At 36.6% G+C, this 20,653-nt stretch carries 20 protein-coding genes, 1 rRNA gene, 1 pseudogene and 1 riboswitch; of the genes and pseudogenes, 12 read left to right on the top strand and 10 right to left on the bottom strand.

Translation table 11 applies throughout. The annotated features are described in order from the left end of the window. The 4 genes from A2U94_RS12975 to A2U94_RS12990 are packed head-to-tail and all read right to left on the bottom strand — an operon-like array spanning position 1 to position 4,643. Positions 1-1,485, bottom strand: coding sequence for a Na+/H+ antiporter subunit D (locus A2U94_RS12975; RefSeq protein ID WP_035320080.1), 1,485 nt, complete (start codon positions 1,483-1,485; stop codon positions 1-3). Then, positions 1,475-1,816 (bottom strand): Na(+)/H(+) antiporter subunit C, encoded by a 342-nt coding sequence (locus tag A2U94_RS12980; RefSeq protein WP_025908084.1) that lies wholly within the window; start codon positions 1,814-1,816, stop codon positions 1,475-1,477. The genes A2U94_RS12975 and A2U94_RS12980 overlap by 11 nt, the downstream gene beginning before the upstream one ends. After that, positions 1,816-2,238 (bottom strand): Na(+)/H(+) antiporter subunit B, encoded by a 423-nt coding sequence (locus A2U94_RS12985; RefSeq protein ID WP_025908085.1) that lies wholly within the window; start codon positions 2,236-2,238, stop codon positions 1,816-1,818. The genes A2U94_RS12980 and A2U94_RS12985 overlap by 1 nt, the downstream gene beginning before the upstream one ends. Next, the gene (locus A2U94_RS12990; protein WP_025908086.1) at positions 2,238-4,643 is read right to left on the bottom strand and encodes a Na+/H+ antiporter subunit A; all 2,406 of its coding nucleotides are present in this window, start codon (positions 4,641-4,643) and stop codon (positions 2,238-2,240) included. Before A2U94_RS12990 ends, A2U94_RS12985 begins: the two co-directional genes overlap by 1 nt. Positions 4,644-4,919: 276 nt before the next feature. Between A2U94_RS12990 and A2U94_RS12995 the strand changes: the two genes are divergently transcribed. The 3 genes from A2U94_RS12995 to A2U94_RS13005 all read left to right on the top strand — a co-directional run bounded on the left by A2U94_RS12995 (position 4,920) and on the right by A2U94_RS13005 (position 7,231). Continuing rightward, a complete protein-coding gene (locus A2U94_RS12995) occupies positions 4,920-5,126 on the top strand; it encodes a hypothetical protein (RefSeq protein ID WP_152545157.1) in 207 nt (68 codons plus the stop codon). Positions 5,127-5,383: 257 nt separating this feature from the next. Further along, positions 5,384-6,733 carry a glucose-6-phosphate isomerase gene (locus A2U94_RS13000; protein ID WP_025908088.1) on the top strand — a complete coding sequence of 450 codons (1,350 nt, stop codon included), beginning with the start codon at positions 5,384-5,386 and terminating at the stop codon, positions 6,731-6,733. A 93-nt stretch (positions 6,734-6,826) separates the two neighbouring features. Further along, positions 6,827-7,231, top strand: a complete 405-nt coding sequence (locus tag A2U94_RS13005; protein ID WP_025908089.1) for a YugN-like family protein — start codon at positions 6,827-6,829, stop codon at positions 7,229-7,231. An 18-nt stretch (positions 7,232-7,249) separates the two neighbouring features. Here A2U94_RS13005 and A2U94_RS13010 read toward each other — a convergent pair whose 3' ends face one another. The 4 genes from A2U94_RS13010 to cdaS all read right to left on the bottom strand — a co-directional run bounded on the left by A2U94_RS13010 (position 7,250) and on the right by cdaS (position 10,840). After that, the gene (locus tag A2U94_RS13010; protein ID WP_025908090.1) at positions 7,250-8,026 is read right to left on the bottom strand and encodes an ion channel; all 777 of its coding nucleotides are present in this window, start codon (positions 8,024-8,026) and stop codon (positions 7,250-7,252) included. A gap of 67 nt (positions 8,027-8,093) precedes the next feature. Then, the gene (locus A2U94_RS13015; RefSeq protein WP_025908091.1) at positions 8,094-8,480 is read right to left on the bottom strand and encodes a VOC family protein; all 387 of its coding nucleotides are present in this window, start codon (positions 8,478-8,480) and stop codon (positions 8,094-8,096) included. A gap of 95 nt (positions 8,481-8,575) precedes the next feature. Beyond that, positions 8,576-10,006: an alanine/glycine:cation symporter family protein gene (locus A2U94_RS13020; RefSeq protein ID WP_025908092.1), complete on the bottom strand. Its 1,431-nt coding sequence runs from the start codon at positions 10,004-10,006 to the stop codon at positions 8,576-8,578. A gap of 210 nt (positions 10,007-10,216) precedes the next feature. Then, positions 10,217-10,840, bottom strand: a complete 624-nt coding sequence (cdaS, locus tag A2U94_RS13025; protein ID WP_025908093.1) for a sporulation-specific diadenylate cyclase CdaS — start codon at positions 10,838-10,840, stop codon at positions 10,217-10,219. Between the two features lie 222 nt (positions 10,841-11,062). Beyond that, a riboswitch (SAM riboswitch) is annotated at positions 11,063-11,169 on the top strand. 104 nt (positions 11,170-11,273) lie between these two features. Here cdaS and A2U94_RS20425 point away from each other — a divergent pair. From A2U94_RS20425 to A2U94_RS13060, 8 genes are all read left to right on the top strand, one after another. Continuing rightward, on the top strand, positions 11,274-11,417 hold the full coding sequence (locus A2U94_RS20425; RefSeq protein WP_064484039.1) for a YezD family protein: 144 nt from the start codon (positions 11,274-11,276) through the stop codon (positions 11,415-11,417). 95 nt (positions 11,418-11,512) lie between these two features. Next, the gene (locus A2U94_RS13030) at positions 11,513-12,223 is read left to right on the top strand and encodes a phosphoadenylyl-sulfate reductase (protein WP_025908094.1); all 711 of its coding nucleotides are present in this window, start codon (positions 11,513-11,515) and stop codon (positions 12,221-12,223) included. Between the two features lie 19 nt (positions 12,224-12,242). Beyond that, positions 12,243-13,298: a sulfate permease gene (gene cysP / locus A2U94_RS13035; RefSeq protein WP_025908095.1), complete on the top strand. Its 1,056-nt coding sequence runs from the start codon at positions 12,243-12,245 to the stop codon at positions 13,296-13,298. Between the two features lie 37 nt (positions 13,299-13,335). Continuing rightward, positions 13,336-14,484 (top strand): sulfate adenylyltransferase, encoded by a 1,149-nt coding sequence (gene sat, locus A2U94_RS13040; RefSeq protein WP_025908096.1) that lies wholly within the window; start codon positions 13,336-13,338, stop codon positions 14,482-14,484. A 12-nt stretch (positions 14,485-14,496) separates the two neighbouring features. Beyond that, positions 14,497-15,096 (top strand): adenylyl-sulfate kinase, encoded by a 600-nt coding sequence (gene cysC / locus A2U94_RS13045; protein WP_025908097.1) that lies wholly within the window; start codon positions 14,497-14,499, stop codon positions 15,094-15,096. Between the two features lie 118 nt (positions 15,097-15,214). Continuing rightward, the gene (gene cobA / locus A2U94_RS13050; protein ID WP_025908098.1) at positions 15,215-15,994 is read left to right on the top strand and encodes a uroporphyrinogen-III C-methyltransferase; all 780 of its coding nucleotides are present in this window, start codon (positions 15,215-15,217) and stop codon (positions 15,992-15,994) included. Between the two features lie 16 nt (positions 15,995-16,010). Further along, a complete protein-coding gene (locus A2U94_RS13055) occupies positions 16,011-16,778 on the top strand; it encodes a sirohydrochlorin chelatase (protein ID WP_025908099.1) in 768 nt (255 codons plus the stop codon). Beyond that, complete coding sequence (locus A2U94_RS13060) at positions 16,750-17,364, top strand: NAD(P)-dependent oxidoreductase (protein ID WP_081801806.1); 615 nt, start codon at positions 16,750-16,752, stop codon at positions 17,362-17,364. Before A2U94_RS13055 ends, A2U94_RS13060 begins: the two co-directional genes overlap by 29 nt. Before the next feature lie 16 nt (positions 17,365-17,380). Here the strand turns inward: A2U94_RS13060 and A2U94_RS13065 are convergent, their stop codons facing one another. Both A2U94_RS13065 and A2U94_RS13070 read right to left on the bottom strand, forming a co-directional pair. After that, complete coding sequence (locus A2U94_RS13065; RefSeq protein ID WP_025908101.1) at positions 17,381-18,058, bottom strand: MgtC/SapB family protein; 678 nt, start codon at positions 18,056-18,058, stop codon at positions 17,381-17,383. A 119-nt stretch (positions 18,059-18,177) separates the two neighbouring features. Beyond that, positions 18,178-19,759: pseudogene (locus tag A2U94_RS13070) on the bottom strand (AMP-binding protein). A gap of 686 nt (positions 19,760-20,445) precedes the next feature. On the opposite strand from A2U94_RS13070, the gene A2U94_RS13080 reads away from it, so the two are divergent. After that, a 16S ribosomal RNA gene (locus A2U94_RS13080) occupies positions 20,446-20,653 on the top strand; the annotation flags it as partial.

A 20,653-nucleotide genomic window follows, 5' to 3' on the forward strand; every position in this document is an offset into this window, starting at 1 on the left:
CTACTCCTTTAACACCGATTCGATATAAATAGAAGGGTCCATGAGTGTTTCAGCTGCCATTGAAATATAAGGGAATACAACCTCCGCACCTAATCCTAAGAATATTGAGATCGCAAGTAGAATAGCTGATGGATACAGCATTCCTTTTGTAGACCCTTTCTCTTGCTCCTCGGTTAATTTTGGTGCGCGCCAGAAGCAGTTCATAAAAATCTTCATCGCGGAATATAACACCATTAAGCTTGATACAAGCAATACAATAACAAATGTATAGCTCTGTGACTCTAATCCACCTTGGACAAGAAGAAATTTACCAACAAATCCACTTAGCGGAGGTATACCAGCTAGCGAGACAACAGCGACGAAAAACATCCAACCCAATTGAGGGTGACGCTGAATTAATCCGCCCATCTCTTTTAGCTTAGACGTCCCTGTAATAGCAATGATAGCTCCGCCTAGTAAGAACAGTGCGGCTTTAATAATCATATCGTGAATTAAGTAATAAATTGCACCTTCAATTCCTGCCGGTGTTGTTAAGGTGATACCGTATACGATAACACCAACTGCAATGACAATATTATAGATTAAAATCTTATTCATATCGTTATAAGCAATAGCGCCAACTGTACCGATGACAATCGTTAATAGTGCCGTATAGCCAATAAGTTGATGTGTCACCTCAGGCTGATGATAAAAAATCAGCGTGAACGTACGGAAGATAGAATAGATTCCAACTTTCGTTAGTAATGCACCAAAAAGAGCTGTGACAACGGGAGGAGGTGCATTATAGGCGCTTGGTAACCAGAAGTACATTGGGAAAAGAGCGGCTTTTAGACCGAATACAATGAAAAATAAAACCCCAATGGTCGTTAAAATCCCTGGTTGATTTACTTCAGCAACCCTTTGTGATAAGTCCGCCATATTGAGAGTACCAGTAACCGAATACAAGTAAGCTACAGTTATAACAAAAAGAGCGGAGGAAATCACGTTTACTAGTATATATTTAAGTGACTCTCGTAGCTGCGCTCTGGTGCCTCCAATAACAATTAGAGCATATGAAGACATTAACATTACTTCGAAGAAAACGAATAAGTTGAAAATATCTCCAGTTAAAAAGGCGCCAAATACTCCAACCATTAAGAAATGAACGAGTGGATAGAAGTAGAATCGTTCTCGTTTTTCTCCAATGGAGCGAAAAGCAAATAGTATACAGCAAAGTGCAACAATGCTTGCCGTTAATACAAGCAAAGCAGCAAGCATATCAGCTACTAAAATAATTCCAAACGGAGGGTCCCAGTTCCCGAGCTTATGAGTTAGGATACCCTCTTTATATACAAGTTGTACTAAATAAGCTGCAAATCCAGTTGTAGCAATTAACGATATCGTACTGATTATTCGTTGAAGTTTAATATTATCTTTGAAAAATATAAGCACAACACCTACAACAAACGGGATAAGCAGCGGAATGATTACAAAGTTATTCATCATGTTCATGTCCCCTTAACTTGTCCATATCGTCTGTTCCGAGTTCTTGATAAGCTCTGTAAGCTAATACAAGGAAAAAGGAAGTAACACCAAAGCTAATAACAATTGCAGTTAAAATTAATGCTTGAGGTAGGGGGTCAGTATAAGAGGGAGCATTTTCCCCTAACAAAGGTACTGTTCCACCTTTTAATCCACCCATTGTGAGTATTAATAAGTGTGCTCCGTGACTTAGTATACCTGTTCCAATAATAATTCGTAGTAGACTACGAGATAACATTAAATAAACTGCTACTGTGAACAAAATTCCGGCTACAATTGACATTAATATTTCCATTATTCACTCTCTCCAATCGTTTGAATAATGGTCATCGTAACACCAACAACTACTAGATATACACCAAGGTCAAACAACACAACAGTTGCAAGTGCAGTTTTTCCTAGTATAGGAAGGTAAAAATAATCAAATGTGTGTGTGAGGAATGGAACTTTAAAAACAAAAGCTCCAAGTCCCGTTAATAAAGCTAATAATAATCCGGAGGCCGCTACTTTTTTGTGATCAAAAGGAATGACTTTTGATACGGTTTTAATATCAAAAGCCAATAACAATAACACAAGAGCGGAAGCGGTGGTAAGACCGCCTACAAACCCTCCACCTGGTGTGTAATGACCTGCAAAGAAAAGGTGAATGGCAAAAATGATAATGATAAACGTTACGACTTTAGTGGTCGTTTGTAAAATTAAATCGTTCTTTTTCATTATCTATCCTCCTCCTTTGCTAATCTTAATCGAATCATGCTGTAAATTCCGAGTGCAGCAATGCATAGCACAGCTATTTCAAACAGCGTATCAAATCCACGGAAGTCAACGAGAATAACGTTTACCATGTTTTCTCCACCTGCTTTTTTATAACTGTTCTCAATAAAGTATTGTGAAATCGAATCAAATAGTTTTGTACTGCTAGATGCAATACCGACAAGTGTTACTGTAACTCCTACAAGTAAAGCGATAATAAAGTTTGGTAGGTGAAATTTAACTCGTACTTTTTTCGCTTTAAATTCTGGAAGGTGATAGAAGCACAGTAAGAATAGTGCAACAGATACGGTTTCAATTACTAACTGTGTTAAGGCTAAATCAGGCGCTCTAAATAAGACAAAGAACAGAGCTAGGGTGTAACCCACGACGCCTAACGAAATGATAGCTGTTAAGCGTGACTTGGCAAAAACAGTAGTAATGGCTCCAAGGACCATAATTACAGCTAGAATTGCTTCGTAGATTCCAATATCAGCCATGTTAGAGGTATCTACTTTAAATCCACCTTGTGTAAACAAGGTAATTAAAACAGCTGTACCGATAAAGGCAAAGATAATTAAGAGGTAATCACGAATAAAGCCTGTCATCATAAATTTCATGATGCCACTCGAACCTTTTTCCATACCCGCTAATCCATTGTTGTACGCGTTATTTAGCGTAATAGACTCAGGGAACAAGCGATAAACTTTTGTCCACTTATTTAATGTTAAGAATAGTAAGATACCCATAGCGATGACACCAATTGTCATAAATAGCTCGGGCGTAAAGCCATGCCAAAACGTAATGTGAACATGGAACTGCTCACCGGCATCTAATAAACTTGGTGCAATTGAAGCCATGGTTGGTTCAATAATGCTAGATTCTAATATATTTGGGAATAAACCAAAGATAACAACAAGTGAAGCTAAAATAACAGGTGAAATTAGCATACCTATCGGAGCTTCATGTGGCTTTTTCTCTAGCTTCTCAGGTTGATACTTACCAGTAAATGTTTTGAATACCAAAATCATGCTATAAACAAACGTGAATATACTTGCAATCCAAGCAATAACTGGAAACAGCATTCCCCATGTTTCCATGTTATAGATATTCATCTTCGTTACGTTGACCATTCCCGTAAAGAACATTTCTTTACTTAAGAATCCGTTGAAAGGTGGAAGACCAGCCATTGCAAATCCACCAATTACTGTAATTGTGAATGTTACCGGCATAAGAGTCATTAGCCCGCCTAGTTTACGAATATCACGCGTTCCCGTTTCATGGTCTACAATACCAACAACCATAAATAAACTACCTTTAAATGTAGCATGGTTAATAAGATGGAATACAGCTGCCGTAATTGCTACAACATAAATGTTATCGTCTAAAAATTCATAGTGTAACGCTGCACTTCCTACACCAAGTAAAGACATAATCATTCCAAGCTGACTGATTGTTGAGAAAGCTAAGATTCCCTTTAAGTCTGTCTGCTTCACGGCTGAGAAAGACCCCCAGAAAAGGGTTATAACCCCAATGGTTGAGACCAGCGTAAACCACACTGCGTGGTCTGAAAAAACCGGACTTAAGCGTGCAACTAGATAAATACCAGCTTTAACCATTGTTGCAGAGTGCAGATAAGCACTAACTGGTGTTGGTGCTTCCATTGCATCTGGTAGCCAGATGTGGAATGGGAATTGTGCAGATTTTGTAAATGCACCAAGCAAAACAAGAATCATTGCGGGGATAAAGAGTGAACTTGATGTGACAACATCTAAGTTTGCGACAATCTCTCTAATGCTAAATGTACCGCTTGGAATTGATAGTAATACGATTCCTGCTAATAAAGCCAAGCCACCAAAAACCGTGATAAGCATCGACTTTTGAGCTCCATAGCGTGACTTCTCTCGTTGATACCAATAGCCAATAAGTAGGAAAGACGAAAGACTTGTTAGCTCCCAAAAGCTATAAAGAACAATTAGGTTATCAGACAAGACTACTCCAAGCATAGCTCCCATAAACATTAAGAGATACACATAAAAAGTATGAAGTGACTCTTTTGTTTTTGATAGATAGTAGATGGAATACAGGATTACTAGCGTTCCAATTCCTGTAATTAGCAAAGCAAATAATAAGCCCAGTCCATCAATATAAGCATCAAAATTAATCCCTAAGCTAGGTATCCATTTCAATGAATATAAATACGAATTTCCGTTCGCAACTCCGCTTATATACTTCGTAAAGTAAATGAACAGCACAAGCGGCAATGGCAACACAAACCACCCTGTATGAATCTGTTTAAATGATTTATACAGAAGTGGAATAAGAAATGCTAATAAGAATGGTGAGATGATCACCAGATGTAACCAAGACAAAACACAAACCTCCTTGTGACATCCAATAGATTAGATTTTCTATGAATGATTATATAATACTTTAACAGTGCGTGCATCCTTGCTACTCAGTAGTATCAACGTTTTTCACCTGTCTTATTAAATAAATAGAAACTCGTCTACACAACCTCAAAAAAATTTTTTTTTTGAATAAAAACCGTCGATTTTTGTCACCCTAATAGTGAGGTGATAAATGTGTATCTCAGACAAATTATAGCGAGTGGATCAATATTTGGAGTTCTAGTTACTGGAGGATATATGGTGGATAGTCACCTAACTGCTAAAGAACAGCAAAAGTTCAACATGTCTCCAATTCAATATGAACAAATGTCTACATCTGCTGACACTGCCATTATTGAAAGGCCTGTTGAACTCCCGACTTATAAGCCAAGAGAATATGTAAAGATTGGCGCAACCAATTATGTCATTTCTGAAGGGAAATCCATTCTTGAAGAAAATGAATAAATATTAAATAGCGAAGAATTAGAAACGGTTTCAAGAATACGCTCTTTAAACCGTTTTTTATTGTTATGAAAAATCATATTGTGAAAAGCAAAAATCTCCTATTAGAAGGTTGTTTTATGAAAGAGAAAAAGTGTATAGTGAAAAAGAATTTGTAAAAAGACTAGGATAACAACATTTGTATTAATGTCTTTTACTTGAATTCATTGCATCCTTTCGATAAAGTGAAAGGAAAGAACAATTTAATGGAGGAACAGAATATGACACATGTTCGTTTTGATTATTCAAATGCGTTATCTTTCTTTGGTGAGCACGAACTTACATACCTTCGCGATGCTGTTAAAGTAGCGCATCATTCAATTCATGAAAAAACAGGGGCAGGTAACGACTTTCTAGGATGGGTAGACCTACCAACTGACTATGACAAAGAAGAATTTGCTCGTATTCAAAAAAGTGCAGAAAAAATTAAAAGTGATTCAGATGTTTTAATTGTAATTGGGATTGGTGGTTCTTATCTAGGAGCACGTGCTGCAATTGAAATGTTACAACATTCATTCTACAACACGTTATCAAAAGAACAGCGTAAAACGCCACAAGTAATCTTTGCTGGAAATAATATTAGCTCGACATACATGAAAGACTTAATGGATGTATTGCAAGACAAAGATTTCTCTATTAATGTTATTTCAAAATCAGGTACTACTACAGAGCCTGCTATCGCTTTCCGTATTTTCCGTAAATTGTTAGAAGAGAAATATGGTAAGGAAGAAGCGCGTGGTCGTATTTACGCTACAACAGATAAAGCGCGTGGAGCATTAAAAACGCTAGCAGATGAAGAAGGCTATGAAACATTTGTTATTCCTGATGATGTTGGGGGCCGTTATTCTGTGTTAACAGCGGTAGGGCTTTTACCGATTGCAGCTGCTGGTTTAAAAATTGAAGACATGATGAAAGGTGCAGCAGCAGCACAAAATGATTTTGCAGCTTCTGAGCTTGAGCAAAACCCTGCGTACCAATATGCAGTTGCTCGAAACGTCCTTTACAATAAAGGTAAAACAATTGAGATGCTAATTAACTATGAGCCAGCTCTTCAATACTTTGCAGAGTGGTGGAAACAACTGTTTGGTGAAAGTGAAGGAAAAGACCAAAAAGGTATCTATCCTTCTTCAGCGAACTTCTCTACTGATCTTCACTCATTAGGTCAATATGTACAAGAAGGTCGCCGTGACTTATTTGAAACAATTGTGCAAGTAGAAAAGCCACGCCATGAATTAACAATTGAGTCAGATGCAGCAGATTTAGACGGCTTAAACTATTTAGCTGGTGAAACAGTTGATTTTGTAAATAAAAAGGCATTCCAAGGCACGATGCTTGCTCATACTGATGGTGGTGTGCCAAACTTAGTTGTAAGCATTCCAGCTTTAGATGAGTATACCTTTGGTTATTTAGTATACTTCTTCGAGAAAGCTTGTGCGATGAGTGGTTACCTATTAGGTGTTAACCCATTTGATCAGCCTGGTGTAGAAGCATATAAGGTAAATATGTTTGCGCTTCTTGGTAAACCAGGGTTTGAAGAGAAAAAAGCAGAATTAGAAAAACGTTTAAAATAAGATATCAAGTAGAAGTGCGGAATTTGTTTCCGCACTTTTTTTATGGATAATTTATAGTGAAAAGGAGATGTTAACAAAAGAGGAGGCGAGGTAATGATCGAATTAGCTTCAAAATTAGAAGGTGAACTATTTAAGCTATATGTATTAGAGCAGACATTAAAGCCACTGGGATACGTTATAGGAGGGAACTGGGATTACGACCACGGTTTTTTTGATTATAAGATAAATGATGAAGTTGGATACCAGTTTTTACGAATTCCTTTTCAGGCTATGGATGGTCAGCTGGATTCACAAGGAACAACAGTTCAAATTGGAAAGCCCTATTTGCTTTCACACAAATATCAAATTGGGCTAGATGATAATGTTGATGTAGGTAATATTAATGCATCGTTTAATCAATTTGCAGAGCCTCAAGATCCTGATGCACAATTTCCTGATGAATACCTTTCGTTAGGAAAAGAATTGTTAAAAGAGGCAGAAGAAGCGTTACAAAGCTAAAAGAAGGTAGAGGGATTGTTACTCTTTTAGCTTTGTAACAAAAATATTTTCATGCATTAATTGGCTAATCAGTTCATTCGTTTTAATGATTTCATTAATTCCAATTGTTTCTGCATTTCGGATATGCTTTTCAGTTAAAAGCTCAGCAATGAGATAGGCAGAAGGATTGGCGCCTCTAATCGCTACCAGTGTCACAATTGTTTGCATATCAGCTTGTTCTTCTGTTGTATGTTGATCAGCAGTTATTAATACTTTTTTCGCTTTTGAAAGGTTCGCTAATGATAACGTATTAGAATCGGAAGCACTGCCTTTAATGAAGTGTAATCGATCACAAATCATTGGATTTTTCTTTAGGCTACTGTCAATTAAGACAATAACTTCTTCGTGAAAAGCCTTTTTATATTCTTCAATAACCAGTCTAGCTCTTTCATTCCAACCAATAATAATAAGGTGACCTTCGCCTAAAAACTTTAAATTTCCTTCTAGATAGGCATTTTCTTTTGACACGGCAATTGTAGCCAGTGAAACAAAGTAGGTAGTAATAAAACCTGTGCCAATTAAAATTAAAAGCATAGCAATTAGCTTACCTATAACGGTGTCTGGCACAAAATCTCCATAGCCAATTGTTGAAATGGTAATAACTACCCACCAAATCCCATCAAAAATTGTAAAAAAAGTTTGTGGTTCAGCTATGTGCATAATAGTTCCAAATAAAATAACTAAAAACGTAATAATAAATAGTAAACGCGTTATGACAGAGCGTCGGAAAAAGCGAAACAGAAGCCAATCGACCATAAAAAAAACCTCCTAGCATAAGGGTCTAGTTATTAGTATGACCAACTTATGAAAGAGGTATAAGAACTTATCTCGTTTTTACTTCCATATATTCAATCCATTCACCGTCAGGGCCATAAAAGAATAAATATTTTGCTCCGTTAGGCAACGTTACGATTTCTTCGTCTACAAAAGAAACGTTGAGATTCTTTAAACGTGAACGTTCTTCTTCGATATTGTCTACTGTAAGCGCAAAGTGATGAACTTTCCCTTCTGAAGGTAGTGAAGCGTTGTATCCTTCAATTAATTCAACAATGATATTGTTGTCTATTCCTAAGAAAGCTAGCTTCAAGGACGGATCTGTATGTGGAAACGTTTCTAGTAATTCTAACCCAACAATTTCTGTATAAAATGTTATTGACTCTTGAATATTTTTTACCTGAATACCTACGTGCCCAAATCCTAGAATTGCCATAATTATCACCTTTTCTGAATTAGTTTCTGTATAATAGTTTAAATTTTCGGTCAAATACAGTCAAATAAAAAAGCAGCATAATAGCTGCTCCTTTATTATTTATCAATTTCTCGAGAGCGTTCCCAGAAATCTAAATTCTCTAAGCCTTTAACAGAATCTTTGTAGAAAACAGGATCTTTTCCTGCTTTACGCTGAGACAAGTAATCGTTTAAGACTGCAATTGCAACTTTTCCTAGTAAAACAATTGCAATTAGGTTTGTAATTGCCATTAGGGCCATAAATAAGTCTGCAAGTCCCCAAACAACGCCTAAGCTTGCAACTGAACCAAACAATACCATTAAGATAACCCCGAATCGATAAAGGTTTAACCAGATTTTGTTTGATGTTAAAAATTCAATGTTTGTTTCTCCATAATAATAGTTAGCTACTAACGAGCTAAATGCAAACATAAATAAAATGATAGCAATGAATTGAACAGCCCATCCACCAATATGTGTACTTAACGCAACTTGAGTCAATTGAATTCCTTCAAGTCCAGGCGTTGCATACGCACCAGATAATAACACGATAAATGCAGTACAACTACAGATGATTAGCGTATCGTTAAAGACGGCCAGAGCTTGAATGAAACCTTGCTTAGCTGGGTGACTGACAGATGCCGCTGCGGCTGCGTTAGGTGCACTACCCATACCAGCTTCGTTGGAGAATAATCCGCGTTTGATACCATTCATGATGGCAGCACCGATGGCACCGGCAAATGCTTCTTCAAATCCAAAAGCGCTTTTTATAATTAATGCGATCATATGTGGAATTTCTGTAATATTAATAGCTAAAACAACTAATGCTAATCCAATATATACAACTGCCATTACTACTACAATTAACTCTGATGCTTTGGCTACTCGTTTAATACCACCAAAAATGAGAACACCTACAATGGCTGTAACAACAACACCAACAATGAAGCGATTAACGCCAAAAGCTTCTTCAAAAGCAAGTGAAATAGTATTAGCTTGTACAGAGTTAAATACTAATCCGAATGAGATTGTAATTAAGATGGAAAATAAAACACCCATCCAGCGTTTGTTTAAACCTTTTTCCATGTAGTAAGCAGGACCACCACGAAAACCGTCTTTGTCTTTTACTTTATATACTTGAGCAAGGGTGCTTTCAATAAAAGCTGATGCTGATCCAACTAAAGCAACAACCCACATCCAAAACACTGCTCCAGGGCCCCCAAGAGCAATTGCAGAAGCAACACCAGCAAGGTTCCCAGTACCTACACGAGCTGCTGTACTAATAGCAAAAGCTTGAAAGGAGGTAATTCCTTTTTTATCGCTTCCGTCTGTTTTAGCGCCTTCACCTAACAAGCGAACCATTTCTTTGAACTGACTAAACTGAACGAATTTTGTACGAATTGTAAAATATAATCCAACTAATAAAAGAAGCGCAATTAATATATAAGTCCATAAAAAATTATTGGCTTCATCCACAAAGCTGCTGAATAGAGTCGATATGGTTTCCATCCTAAAAGTTCTCTCCCTTAATTAACGATTAACCTTAGCTGTTCATAAAAAGAGTCATTTTAATGATGCTTTTTTAAAATGTGTAAGGTTTTCTGACATTAGTGATTATAGCGCGTTAGATGTATAAAAGGCAACCTGTAATAAGTTTTTTTTATCGTGTAATCTCTTTTTTTATAACTATAAGATATGATGTCAGACAGTTGTAGTCGCTTACAGGATGTTTTTGCTGGAATGGATTGGATATAAGCTACCTTCTAAAGCAAAAGATATTCGACCGCTTTCTTCTGATACAACTAAAATAAGTGCGTCGCACTGTTCAGACATACCAAGAGCTGCACGGTGGCGTGTTCCAAGCTTCTTTTGCAGTACTTTTGTGGACAGTGGTAAAACATTAGCAGCCGAAATAATTTGATTGTTTCTAATCACAATGGCACCATCATGTAATGGATTTCCAGGATAAAAAACTGTTTCAACGAGCGTAGACGTAACTGGAGCGTGAATAGGAATTCCTTTTTGAATTAAGTGCTCCACTGAGTCATTTCTCTCAATAACCATTAAAGCTCCATGATGTTTCTCAGATAAACTATGTATCGCGAGTGAAAGAGCTGCGTATTCGTGGGTGTAAGGAGACAAGTAATGTCTTAAATAATAGGATGCAGCTGTGGACTGTACGCTTTGAAATAATTTTCTTAAGTCTTCAAAATCACATAAAACACAGTGGTCACTGCTTTCTAGATGTTGCTGAATTTTGGTTGCTTCCGCTGCTATTTGACTTAAATGATTGTGTAAACTTTGTTTAATTACATCATCTAATTGAAAAGAGTGACTTTCCATCATTGAACATAGCTCCAATCTAAAATAATTATTATGTTTTAATGTGTACGAAAGACATAAATCTATACTATAACGGTGTGAATTAAGAGTGACGCCCAAAAAAATTGCTCATATAATGAAAAAATAATAGATATTTCTGTTAATTTAAAGTATAGTTTTCTTATCGGATAAATTATTTTTGCTGTTGACAAATATTCTAAATATGCTAAAATTTTTAAAAAATACTTATCCAGAGTGGTGGAGGGAACTGGCCCTTTGAAACCCAGCAACCTGCATGTTGTGCAAGGTGCTAACTCCAACAAAATGATTTTCATTTTGAAAGATAAGGTGAATTTGTTGCCTAATCAGTCTTTCAGATGTGGAAGACTTTTTATTTTTCATGAAAAAACAGAAGCCTGTTGAATATATTGTTAACAAATAAGGAGGGACTGTGATGGCACAAAACTCTGACTTAAATTCTGTTTTTGCAAGCGTAGAAAAAATGTTAAGCGACATGAAGTTTGGCTCAATCACGCTTGTGGTTCAAGATGGGAAAGTAGTTCAACTCGAGAAAAATGAAAAAATAAGAATTAAATAAATAGCTGACTAGACAAACTAGAGGCGGTTTTATCCTTCATTATGGGGGTAAAACCGTCTTTTTTGATTGGATAACAAAGTATTGGAGTGAAAATCATGAGTGTATATACGTATGAAAATTGGCCAAATCAATTTCCGACTTTTGATGAGCAAGATGAAACAAAGGGAGCTTTAAAGGCATTAGAGTGGGCATATAACCATTATGGTGATTCTCTTATTTACGCATCTAGCTTTGGAATTGAAGGAATTGTATTAATTGATTTAATTTCAAAAGTGAAAAAAGATGCTCACATTGTTTTTTTAGACACAGGTGTTCATTTTAAAGAGACGTACGAAGTCATTGAAGCAATTAAAGAGAGGTTTCCAGATTTACGTATCCAAATGAAAAAGCCTAACCTATCGCTAAAAGAGCAAGCTGAAAAGCATGGAGATGAACTTTGGAAAACTGAGCCTAACCTATGCTGTCAAATTCGCAAGATTATTCCTTTAAAAGAATCACTTGCTCCGTATGATGCTTGGATTTCAGGGTTAAGAAGAGAACAATCTGAATCAAGAAGTAAAACAGAGTTTTTTAATAAGGACGAGAAATTCAAAAAGATTAAAGTTTGCCCATTAATTCATTGGTCTTGGAAAGAAATTTGGCGATATGTATATAAGCATAACTTGCCGTATAACAAACTTCACGATCAAGGGTATCCAAGCATTGGATGTGAGCCCTGTACGCTACCTGCCTATAACATGGAAGATTTACGATCTGGAAGATGGGCAGGTACTAAGAAAGTGGAATGTGGCTTACATGAATCTTAAATGAAAGAGCTGAAAATTTATGCTTGTTTACATTGCTTTTGCAATCGCCCTCTTTTTTGCGATGAATATTGGCGCAAGTGGTGCAGCTGCTGCTATGGGAGTCTCTTACGGTTCAGGTGCCATTAAGCATCGCAAAGTGGCATTAGTTATATGTGCACTAGGTATTTTACTAGGTGCTGTTATCGGTGGAGGAGAAGTTGTTAAAACCATTGGTTCTGGTATTATCCCAGAAAGTATTCTAACGGTGGAGCTAGTTATCATTATTTTAGCTTCTGCCACTCTATCATTATTCTTTGCTAATTTAATTGGAATACCACTATCAACTAGTGAAGTGACAGTAGGATCAGTTGTAGGTGTTGGGATTGCCTATCAATCTGTTTATATACAAAAGCTATTAATTGTTATGAGCTTTTGGGTTATTGTACCGATTATTTCGTTTGTAATTGCCTTTGTATGTGGGTGGTTATTAAAAAAGAAAAAAACGCCTACTCAGCAAAAGTGGAAAAAGCCACTTGCAGTTTTAGTAATAGCTACCGGTTTTTTTGAAGCTTTTTCAGCCGGTATGAACAACGTAGCAAACGCCGTAGGCCCGCTTGTTGGAGCTGGTATGATCAGTACATCAACTGGCGTTATAGCAGGTGGGTTAGCCGTTGCGGTTGGTGCATTACTTTTAGGAGATCGAGTAATTGAGACAAATGGGAAGAAAATCACGGATTTCACGGTGGGTGAAGGGTGTATTATTTCTGGAACAGGTGCGTCGCTTGTTACCGCAGCTTCTGTATTTGGACTCCCTGTCCCTTTAACGCAGGTTACAACATCTTCTATCATTGGAATAGGGGCAGCTAAATCTGGTTTTACATCTGATCAAAGACAGGTCATTGTTCAGATGTTAAAGGTATGGGTTGTATCGCCGGTTTTTTCTCTCGTTATCTCTTACGGTTTAGTGAAATTAGTGGTTGAAACAGATTTTTATGCGTTTGTGGTATTGATAAGCGGTTGTATTGCAACTTATGGCATTCTTAGTTTAATTAAAACAACAAAACAAAAACAAGAAAACCAAAAGATGACTGCTTAAAGATAAATATTAGTTATTCATTGAGGAGGAGTTTAGAATGAGTTCGATTCAAGCACATGGTGGAGAGTTAGTTAATTTATATCAACCTGATTATGATTATACAGGTGTTACGAAAGAGATTGAATTAGATAATATTGCATTAAGTGATTTAGAGTTAATTGGAATTGGTGGATACAGCCCTATTACAGGCTTCTTAGGACAGCGTGATTATGAAGCTGTTGTGGAAGGAATGAGGTTAGCTGACGGGACAGTATGGAGTATTCCAATTACTCTTCCTGTTACAGAAGAAAAAGCACATGAGCTACAAGTAGGAGATCAAGTTAAGCTTGTTCAAGATGGTGTGGTTTACGGTGTTTTAACAGTATCTGAGACGTATAAGCCTAATAAGGAAAAAGAAGCAGAGCATGTTTACCGTACGGCAGAGCTAGCTCATCCGGGAGTGCGTAAATTATTTGAACGTCCAAATGTATATGTGGCAGGTTCAATTGTACTTGTAAATCGTACGCAAAAAGATAAATTTGAAACATATTATTTAGATCCAGCACAAACAAGAGAGGTTTTTAAAGAACGTAACTGGAAGAAAGTTGTAGGTTTTCAAACTCGTAATCCTGTTCATCGTGCTCATGAATACATTCAAAAATCAGCTTTAGAAATTGTTGATGGATTGTTTCTAAATCCACTTGTAGGAGAAACAAAATCTGATGATATTCCAGCGGATATTCGTATGGAAAGCTATGAGGTATTGTTGAAAAACTATTATCCAAAAAATCGCGTATTCTTAGCTGTTTTCCCAGCAGCAATGAGATATGCTGGTCCTCGAGAAGCTATCTTCCATGCATTAGTACGCAAAAACTTTGGATGCACGCATTTTATTGTAGGTCGCGATCATGCTGGTGTAGGTGACTACTATGGCACATACGATGCGCAGCTAATCTTTAATAACTTTACAGAAGATGAACTTGGTATTACGCCATTATTCTTTGAACACAGCTTCTACTGCAAGAAGTGTGAAGGAATGGCTTCAACTAAAACATGTCCACATGAAAAAGAAGACCATGTCATTTTATCAGGAACAAAAGTACGTGAAATGCTTCGAAATGGTGAAGTTCCACCAAGTACGTTTAGCCGAAAAGAAGTAATTGAAGTGTTAATAAAAGGATTACAGCAAACAGTAACTTCAAATTAAGGGGCGGTTGAATTGAGTAAATCAACAAATATTACATGGCACGAATCAGGCATTAATAAAGAAGCAAGAAGACAACAAAACGGACATTATAGCTTTGTATTATGGTTTACTGGTTTATCGGGTTCAGGCAAGTCAACCGTTGCAAACGCAGTAGCACAAGCATTGTTTGAAAAAAACATTCGCAACTATGTATTAGATGGGGATAATATTCGCTTTGGTTTAAATAAAAATTTAGGCTTTTCTGCTGAAGATCGTACTGAGAACATTCGTCGTATCGGAGAAGTTTCGAAGCTGTTTGTTGACAGTGGGCAAGTTGTCTTAACAGCCTTTATTTCACCATTTAAAGAAGATCGTACGCAGGTAAGAGAGCTATTAGAAGCGGATGAATTTGTAGAAGTTTACGTAGAGTGCCCGCTTGAAGAGTGTGAAAAACGAGATCCAAAAGGGCTTTACAAGAAAGCGAGAAGTGGTGAAATTCGTGACTTTACAGGTATCGATTCACCTTATGAAGCTCCAGAAAATGCTGAACTGGTCGTAAATACATTTAATCAAACTGTTGAAGAGTGTGTTGAAACAGTTTTAGCATACTTAACAAATAAAAAATTTATTTAAAAGATATAAATAAAGGCCCTCACATCGCAAGAGCAAAGCTGTGCTTTGCATCGTGAGGGCCTTTGCTTTATTCATCAATAAGAGTAGATTAATAATATTGAGAGGGTGAAATAGAAAAATGGGGAAGGTGTATTTGGTAGGGGCAGGTCCAGGAGATCCAGAGTTAGTTACGGTTAAAGCAATAAAAGCTATTCAAAAAGCAGATGTAATTTTATATGATCGCTTGGTGAATAAAGAGTTATTAGAGTATGCTAAAGCAGAAGTGAATATCATTTACTGTGGTAAGTTGCCTAATTATCACACGTTGAAACAAGAAACAATTAATAGCTTTCTAGTGAAGTTTGCTAAAAAAGGTAAAGTTGTCGTGCGCTTAAAAGGGGGAGACCCTTTTGTATTTGGACGAGGAGGGGAAGAGGCAGAAGCTCTTGTAGAGAATAATATTGACTTTGAGATTATTCCTGGGGTTACATCGGGAATTGCTGCAGCTTCATATGCGGGAATACCTGTTACACATCGTGACTATAGTGCAAGTGTAGCTTTTATAACAGGGCATCGTCAAGACGAGCCTCGTAAAGCCATTAAGTGGGAGCAGTTAACAACAGCTGTTGATACATTGGTGATTTACATGGGTGTTAAAAACCTACCTTATATTTGTGAATCGCTTATGGAGCACGGAAAATCAAAAGATACGCCTATTGCACTCGTTAATTGGGGAACGTATGCTGAACAGCAGCGCACGGTTAGTGGTACGCTAGATACAATTGTTAATATCGTAAACAAAGAGAAGGTAGGAAATCCAAGTATAATTATTGTAGGCGAGGTTGTTCGCTTTCATGAAAAGCTAAATTGGTTTGAAAAATTAGCTTTTACACAATATGCTTGTGTTGAAGAGGCTTAGTAAAGAGGTGAATGGTATGGATGCAGTATTGTATATTTGTCACGGTAGCCGAGTAAAAAAGGGCTGTGATCAAGCCATTGAATTTATTGAAAGAAGTAAATCGAAGATTGATGTTCCCATTCAAGAAGTATGTTTTCTCGAATTAGCAGAACCTACAATTGAACAAGGTTTTAAGAGGTGTGTGGAGCAAGGAGCTACTAGAATCGCAATTGTCCCTATCTTATTGTTAACAGCTGGTCATGCTAAAGTAGATATTCCGGAAGAAATAAACAAAGTTTATCAACACTATCCACATATCAAAGTTGTTTATGGTACCCCGTTTGGTGTTGACAATCAAATTGTGGATATCTTGATAGAGAGAATTAAGGAGACTGAAGCTACCATTAAAAAAGACGCAATGGTACTATTAGTAGGTCGTGGAAGTAGTGATCCTGAAGTCAAAAAGGATTTTCATGAAATTGCTCAACGCTTGGCACATAAAGGTGGGTTTCAGCATGTAGATACTTGTTATTTGGCTGCCACAACACCAAAGCTTTTAGATGGCTTAAAACAGGCAAGTGAATCAAACTATTCACAAGTGTTTGTGTTGCCATATCTCTTATTTACAGGGATTTTGATGAACGAAATTCGAACAGAGTTAAAAAAATGGAATAAAGCTGAACAAGAGTTTATCTTAGCAAATTATTTAGGCTACCATGATAGGTTAAGTAATATCTTACAAAATCAAGTGAACAAATTATTAAACAGTCAAGGCAATGAATATGATGTTTACCGTTACTCTTAATTTAGAAGGTAAAACCATTTTAATTGTTGGCGGAGGAAAAGTAGCGGTTAGGCGTATACGCAAGCTGTTGGAACATAAAGCAGAGATCATAGTTGTTTCTCCACATGTGGATGATGAAATTCATGAATGGGACAAGCAAGGGAAAATAAAGGTGAAAAAGCGCTGCTTAGAAAAGAAAGACTTAGCTCACGTATTTCTTGTTGTAGTAGCTACTAATCAACTTGACGCTTTAGATATAGTAGAGAAAGAAAAGAGTGAACATCAGCTTATTAATATGGCTAGTGCTCACACAAAAGGAAATGTCTATATACCTGCGAGCTTTTCAAGAGGAGATCTATCAGTTGCCGTATCCACAAATGGTGCAAGTCCTTTGTTGACAAAGAAGCTTATTAGTGAGTTAAAGGTTCAGTTTGACGATAGTTATACACAATACACGTCTTTTTTAAAGCAGTGTAGAGAAATTATTCACAGCATGAATCTACCACATGTGGAAAAGTATAAGTTATTAACAGAAGCGACAGAGGAGGAGCTTCGATTATCAGAAAGATCCCAGGAACAATTTTTAAAGAAATTAAAAAATGTCTAAAAGGCATTATAGCCTTTTAGACATTTTCAATTTCAATGCTTCGAATGCCTGAAATCTTCTGTATTTCGTAATAAACTTCAGTGGTAGGGCGTTTTTGGTGAACGGACACCTTCATTCGAATATATAGTTGCCCCGTATCTAAATCTTTAATACGGATATTCTTTATTGTAATATCTTTTTCTTTAATGCTAGCTGTTGTCTCAACAATATTATGTTTATTAGCAAGTTTCAGTTGAAGGATAAGCTCTTTTTCACGTAGCTGTTTTGGTCCGAAAACCGTAATTAAAAATGGAAGCAGTTCGACGCTAATAATGAGCAAAATAACCCCTATAAATGCTTCCGTATAAAAGCCAGCTCCTACAGCGATACCTATACCAGCAGCTCCCCATATAATGGCAGCCGTTGTTAACCCCGAGATACTGTCATTTTCTTTGCGTAAAATAACTCCCGCACCAAGAAATCCAATACCAGATACAATTTGCGCTGCTAAACGCAGTGGATCCATAGTAATGTTATCACCATCGTTAAAAATGTGAGAGGACTCAATTGAGACAATGGTTAATAAGCAGCTAATAATTGAAATGACAAGTGACGTCTTTAAGCCTACAGGCTTACGCTTTAATTCTCTCTCCAATCCGATAATAAGTCCTAATAGAGCAGATATGCCAAGTTTCAATAACATTTGATGATCCATCTAATTCACCTATTTCACTAAACTGTGTTGTTTTATATCTGTATGATAAAATCAGGACAGATATGTATAGTTAGTATAGTAAACCATTTTTAGTGTTTAGAGATGAAAAATATCATTTTTTATGAAAAATTTTGAAGTTGTTCTCGTAGTTTATATTTTTGGATTTTTCCAGATGCGGTCATCGGAAATGCTTCTACGAAATAGATAGACTCAGGTATTTTAAAGTGTGAAAGTTTGTTTTTGCAATACTCTTTAATTTCAGATGCTGTTGCTTCTACACCTGGCTTTAATTTAATGCAAGCCACCACTGTTTCTCCGTAATGTTTATCGGGAACACCAATCACTTGAATATCTTCAATTTTTGGATGAAGGTATAAAAATTCTTCGATTTCGCGAGGATAGATATTTTCCCCGCCTCTAATAATCATATCTTTTAAGCGACCGGTAATTTTAATATATCCCTCATTATCAATGACGGCTAAATCACCAGTATGAAGCCACCCATCAGAGTCAATGGCCCTGGCTGTTTCTTCAGGCATTTTGTAATATCCCTTCATGATTAAGTAGCCTTTTGCGCAAAGTTCCCCTTGAACACCTATTGGTAATACGTGTCCGTTTATCGGATCGATGATTTTGACCTGTACGTGAGGATGAGATTTTCCAACGGTTGTTACCCGTCTTTCTAGGGAGTCGGTAGTTGTTGTTTGAGTAATAACAGGTGAGCTTTCAGTTTGTCCATAGGCAATGGTGATTTCGTTAATTCCCATGTCATTCATTACGCGTTTCATTACTTCGGTAGGACAATTCGATCCAGCCATAATTCCCGTTCGTAAACTTGATAAATCGTAATCATGGAAATTTGGAAGATTTAGTTCAGCAATAAACATAGTGGGTACGCCGTGTAAAGCAGTGCACTTTTCTTTTTCAACAGTTTCAAGTACAACGGTAGGATTGAATTCAACGATGGGCACCATGGTCGCTCCAACACATACGGATGGCTAATAATCCCATAACACAACCAAAACAATGAAAGAAAGGTACAGGGATACAAAGTTTGTCTTGGTGAGATAGCTTCATTGCATTAGCTACTAAAAGAGCGTTATTTACTATATTATTGTGACTAAGCATAACGCCTTTGGGAAACCCGGTAGTGCCAGAAGTATATTGCATGTTAATTACTTCTTCAGGGTATACATTTTGTTCAGCGAGAGTTAGTGCTTCATCTGAAATGTTCATACTATATAGTAGAAATTGATTCCAATTCATTTTTTGGTTTTTATTATCGATACTAATTAGATGTTGTAGTCTCGGAAGTTTATGGACAATAGATGCAATGATTGATGAATATGAAGTCGTTTTAAAGGAATCAATATAGAAAAGGGCAGTTGTATCTGAATGATTTAAAAGATATTCTACTTCGGCTTCTTGATAACTTGTATTTACTGTAACTAGTACGGCACCAATTCGAGCAGAAGCGAGTTGAAGTAAAATCCATTCCAAGCGATTGGTAGACCAAACTGCAATATGGTCTCCTTTTTTAATTCCTAATCCTAGTAGAGCTTTTGCAACTTTTCCCGTTTCATTATACAATTCGTTATACGTATAGTGAATATTCTCTTGAGAGTAAATAGTGGCTGGGTGATTTTTAAATGCAGTGCTTGTTTCTTTTAATAATTGGCCAATTGTTAAATTCTTTAGCATCAATCTTAGTTCCCCCCTACTTAGTGATTGCGCTTTCATTTAATATTGTACCAGCACTCTCTTTATGTTTCATAAAAAAACTTCGACAACCTGTCAGAGGGAATTTGTCGAAGCATAAAGAAATTTGTTAATAGAGTAATTGATAAAAGTAAGAAGTTAAAAGTGTAAAAAACAAACTTAAGGACGATAGAAAAACGAAAGGAATTCCTTTTACCTTTCCTTCAGAGTTCATTAAGCGCAAAGATTCGAAATATGCTTGAGAAATTAAAAAGATGGACATAATAAAGGATACGTACAGAGCGATTGAAATCCATAGGTTCATGACATCAACTTCCTATCTATTCAATGTTATTACTAGAAGATATGTGAGAATGAAAAGTTCTATTCCTATAAAAGGTCAGTCATCTAGTAAAATGATTTTTTTACTATAGTTAATTTTTTAAAAAAATATCAAAAAAGCAGTTGCTATATAAATAAAATAATGATATATTATTAAATGTCGCTGAGATAACACAGCAGACACGCTGAAAAAAAGCGGAAAATTATTTTAAAAAAGTTATTGACTTTACGGTAGTAACTTGGTAATATTAAAAAGTCGCTTCCGAGCGACGTTGAACTTTGAAAACTGAACAAAGCGACAAACGTCAACGTTAATTTTTTAAACTTTTATGAGCAAGTCAAACATTTCTTCGGAGAGTTTGATCCTGGCTCAGGATGAACGCTGGCGGCGTGCCTAATACATGCAAGTCGAGCGAACTGATTAGAAGCTTGCTTCTATGACGTTAGCGGCGGACGGGTGAGTAACACGTGGGCAACCTGCCTGTAAGACTGGGATAACTCCGGGAAACCGGAGCTAATACCGGATAACATTTTCTCTTGCATAAGAGAAAATTG

Source organism: Bacillus sp. VT 712, from assembly GCF_001614195.1.
Classification (GTDB): domain Bacteria; phylum Bacillota; class Bacilli; order Bacillales; family Bacillaceae_H; genus Priestia; species Priestia flexa.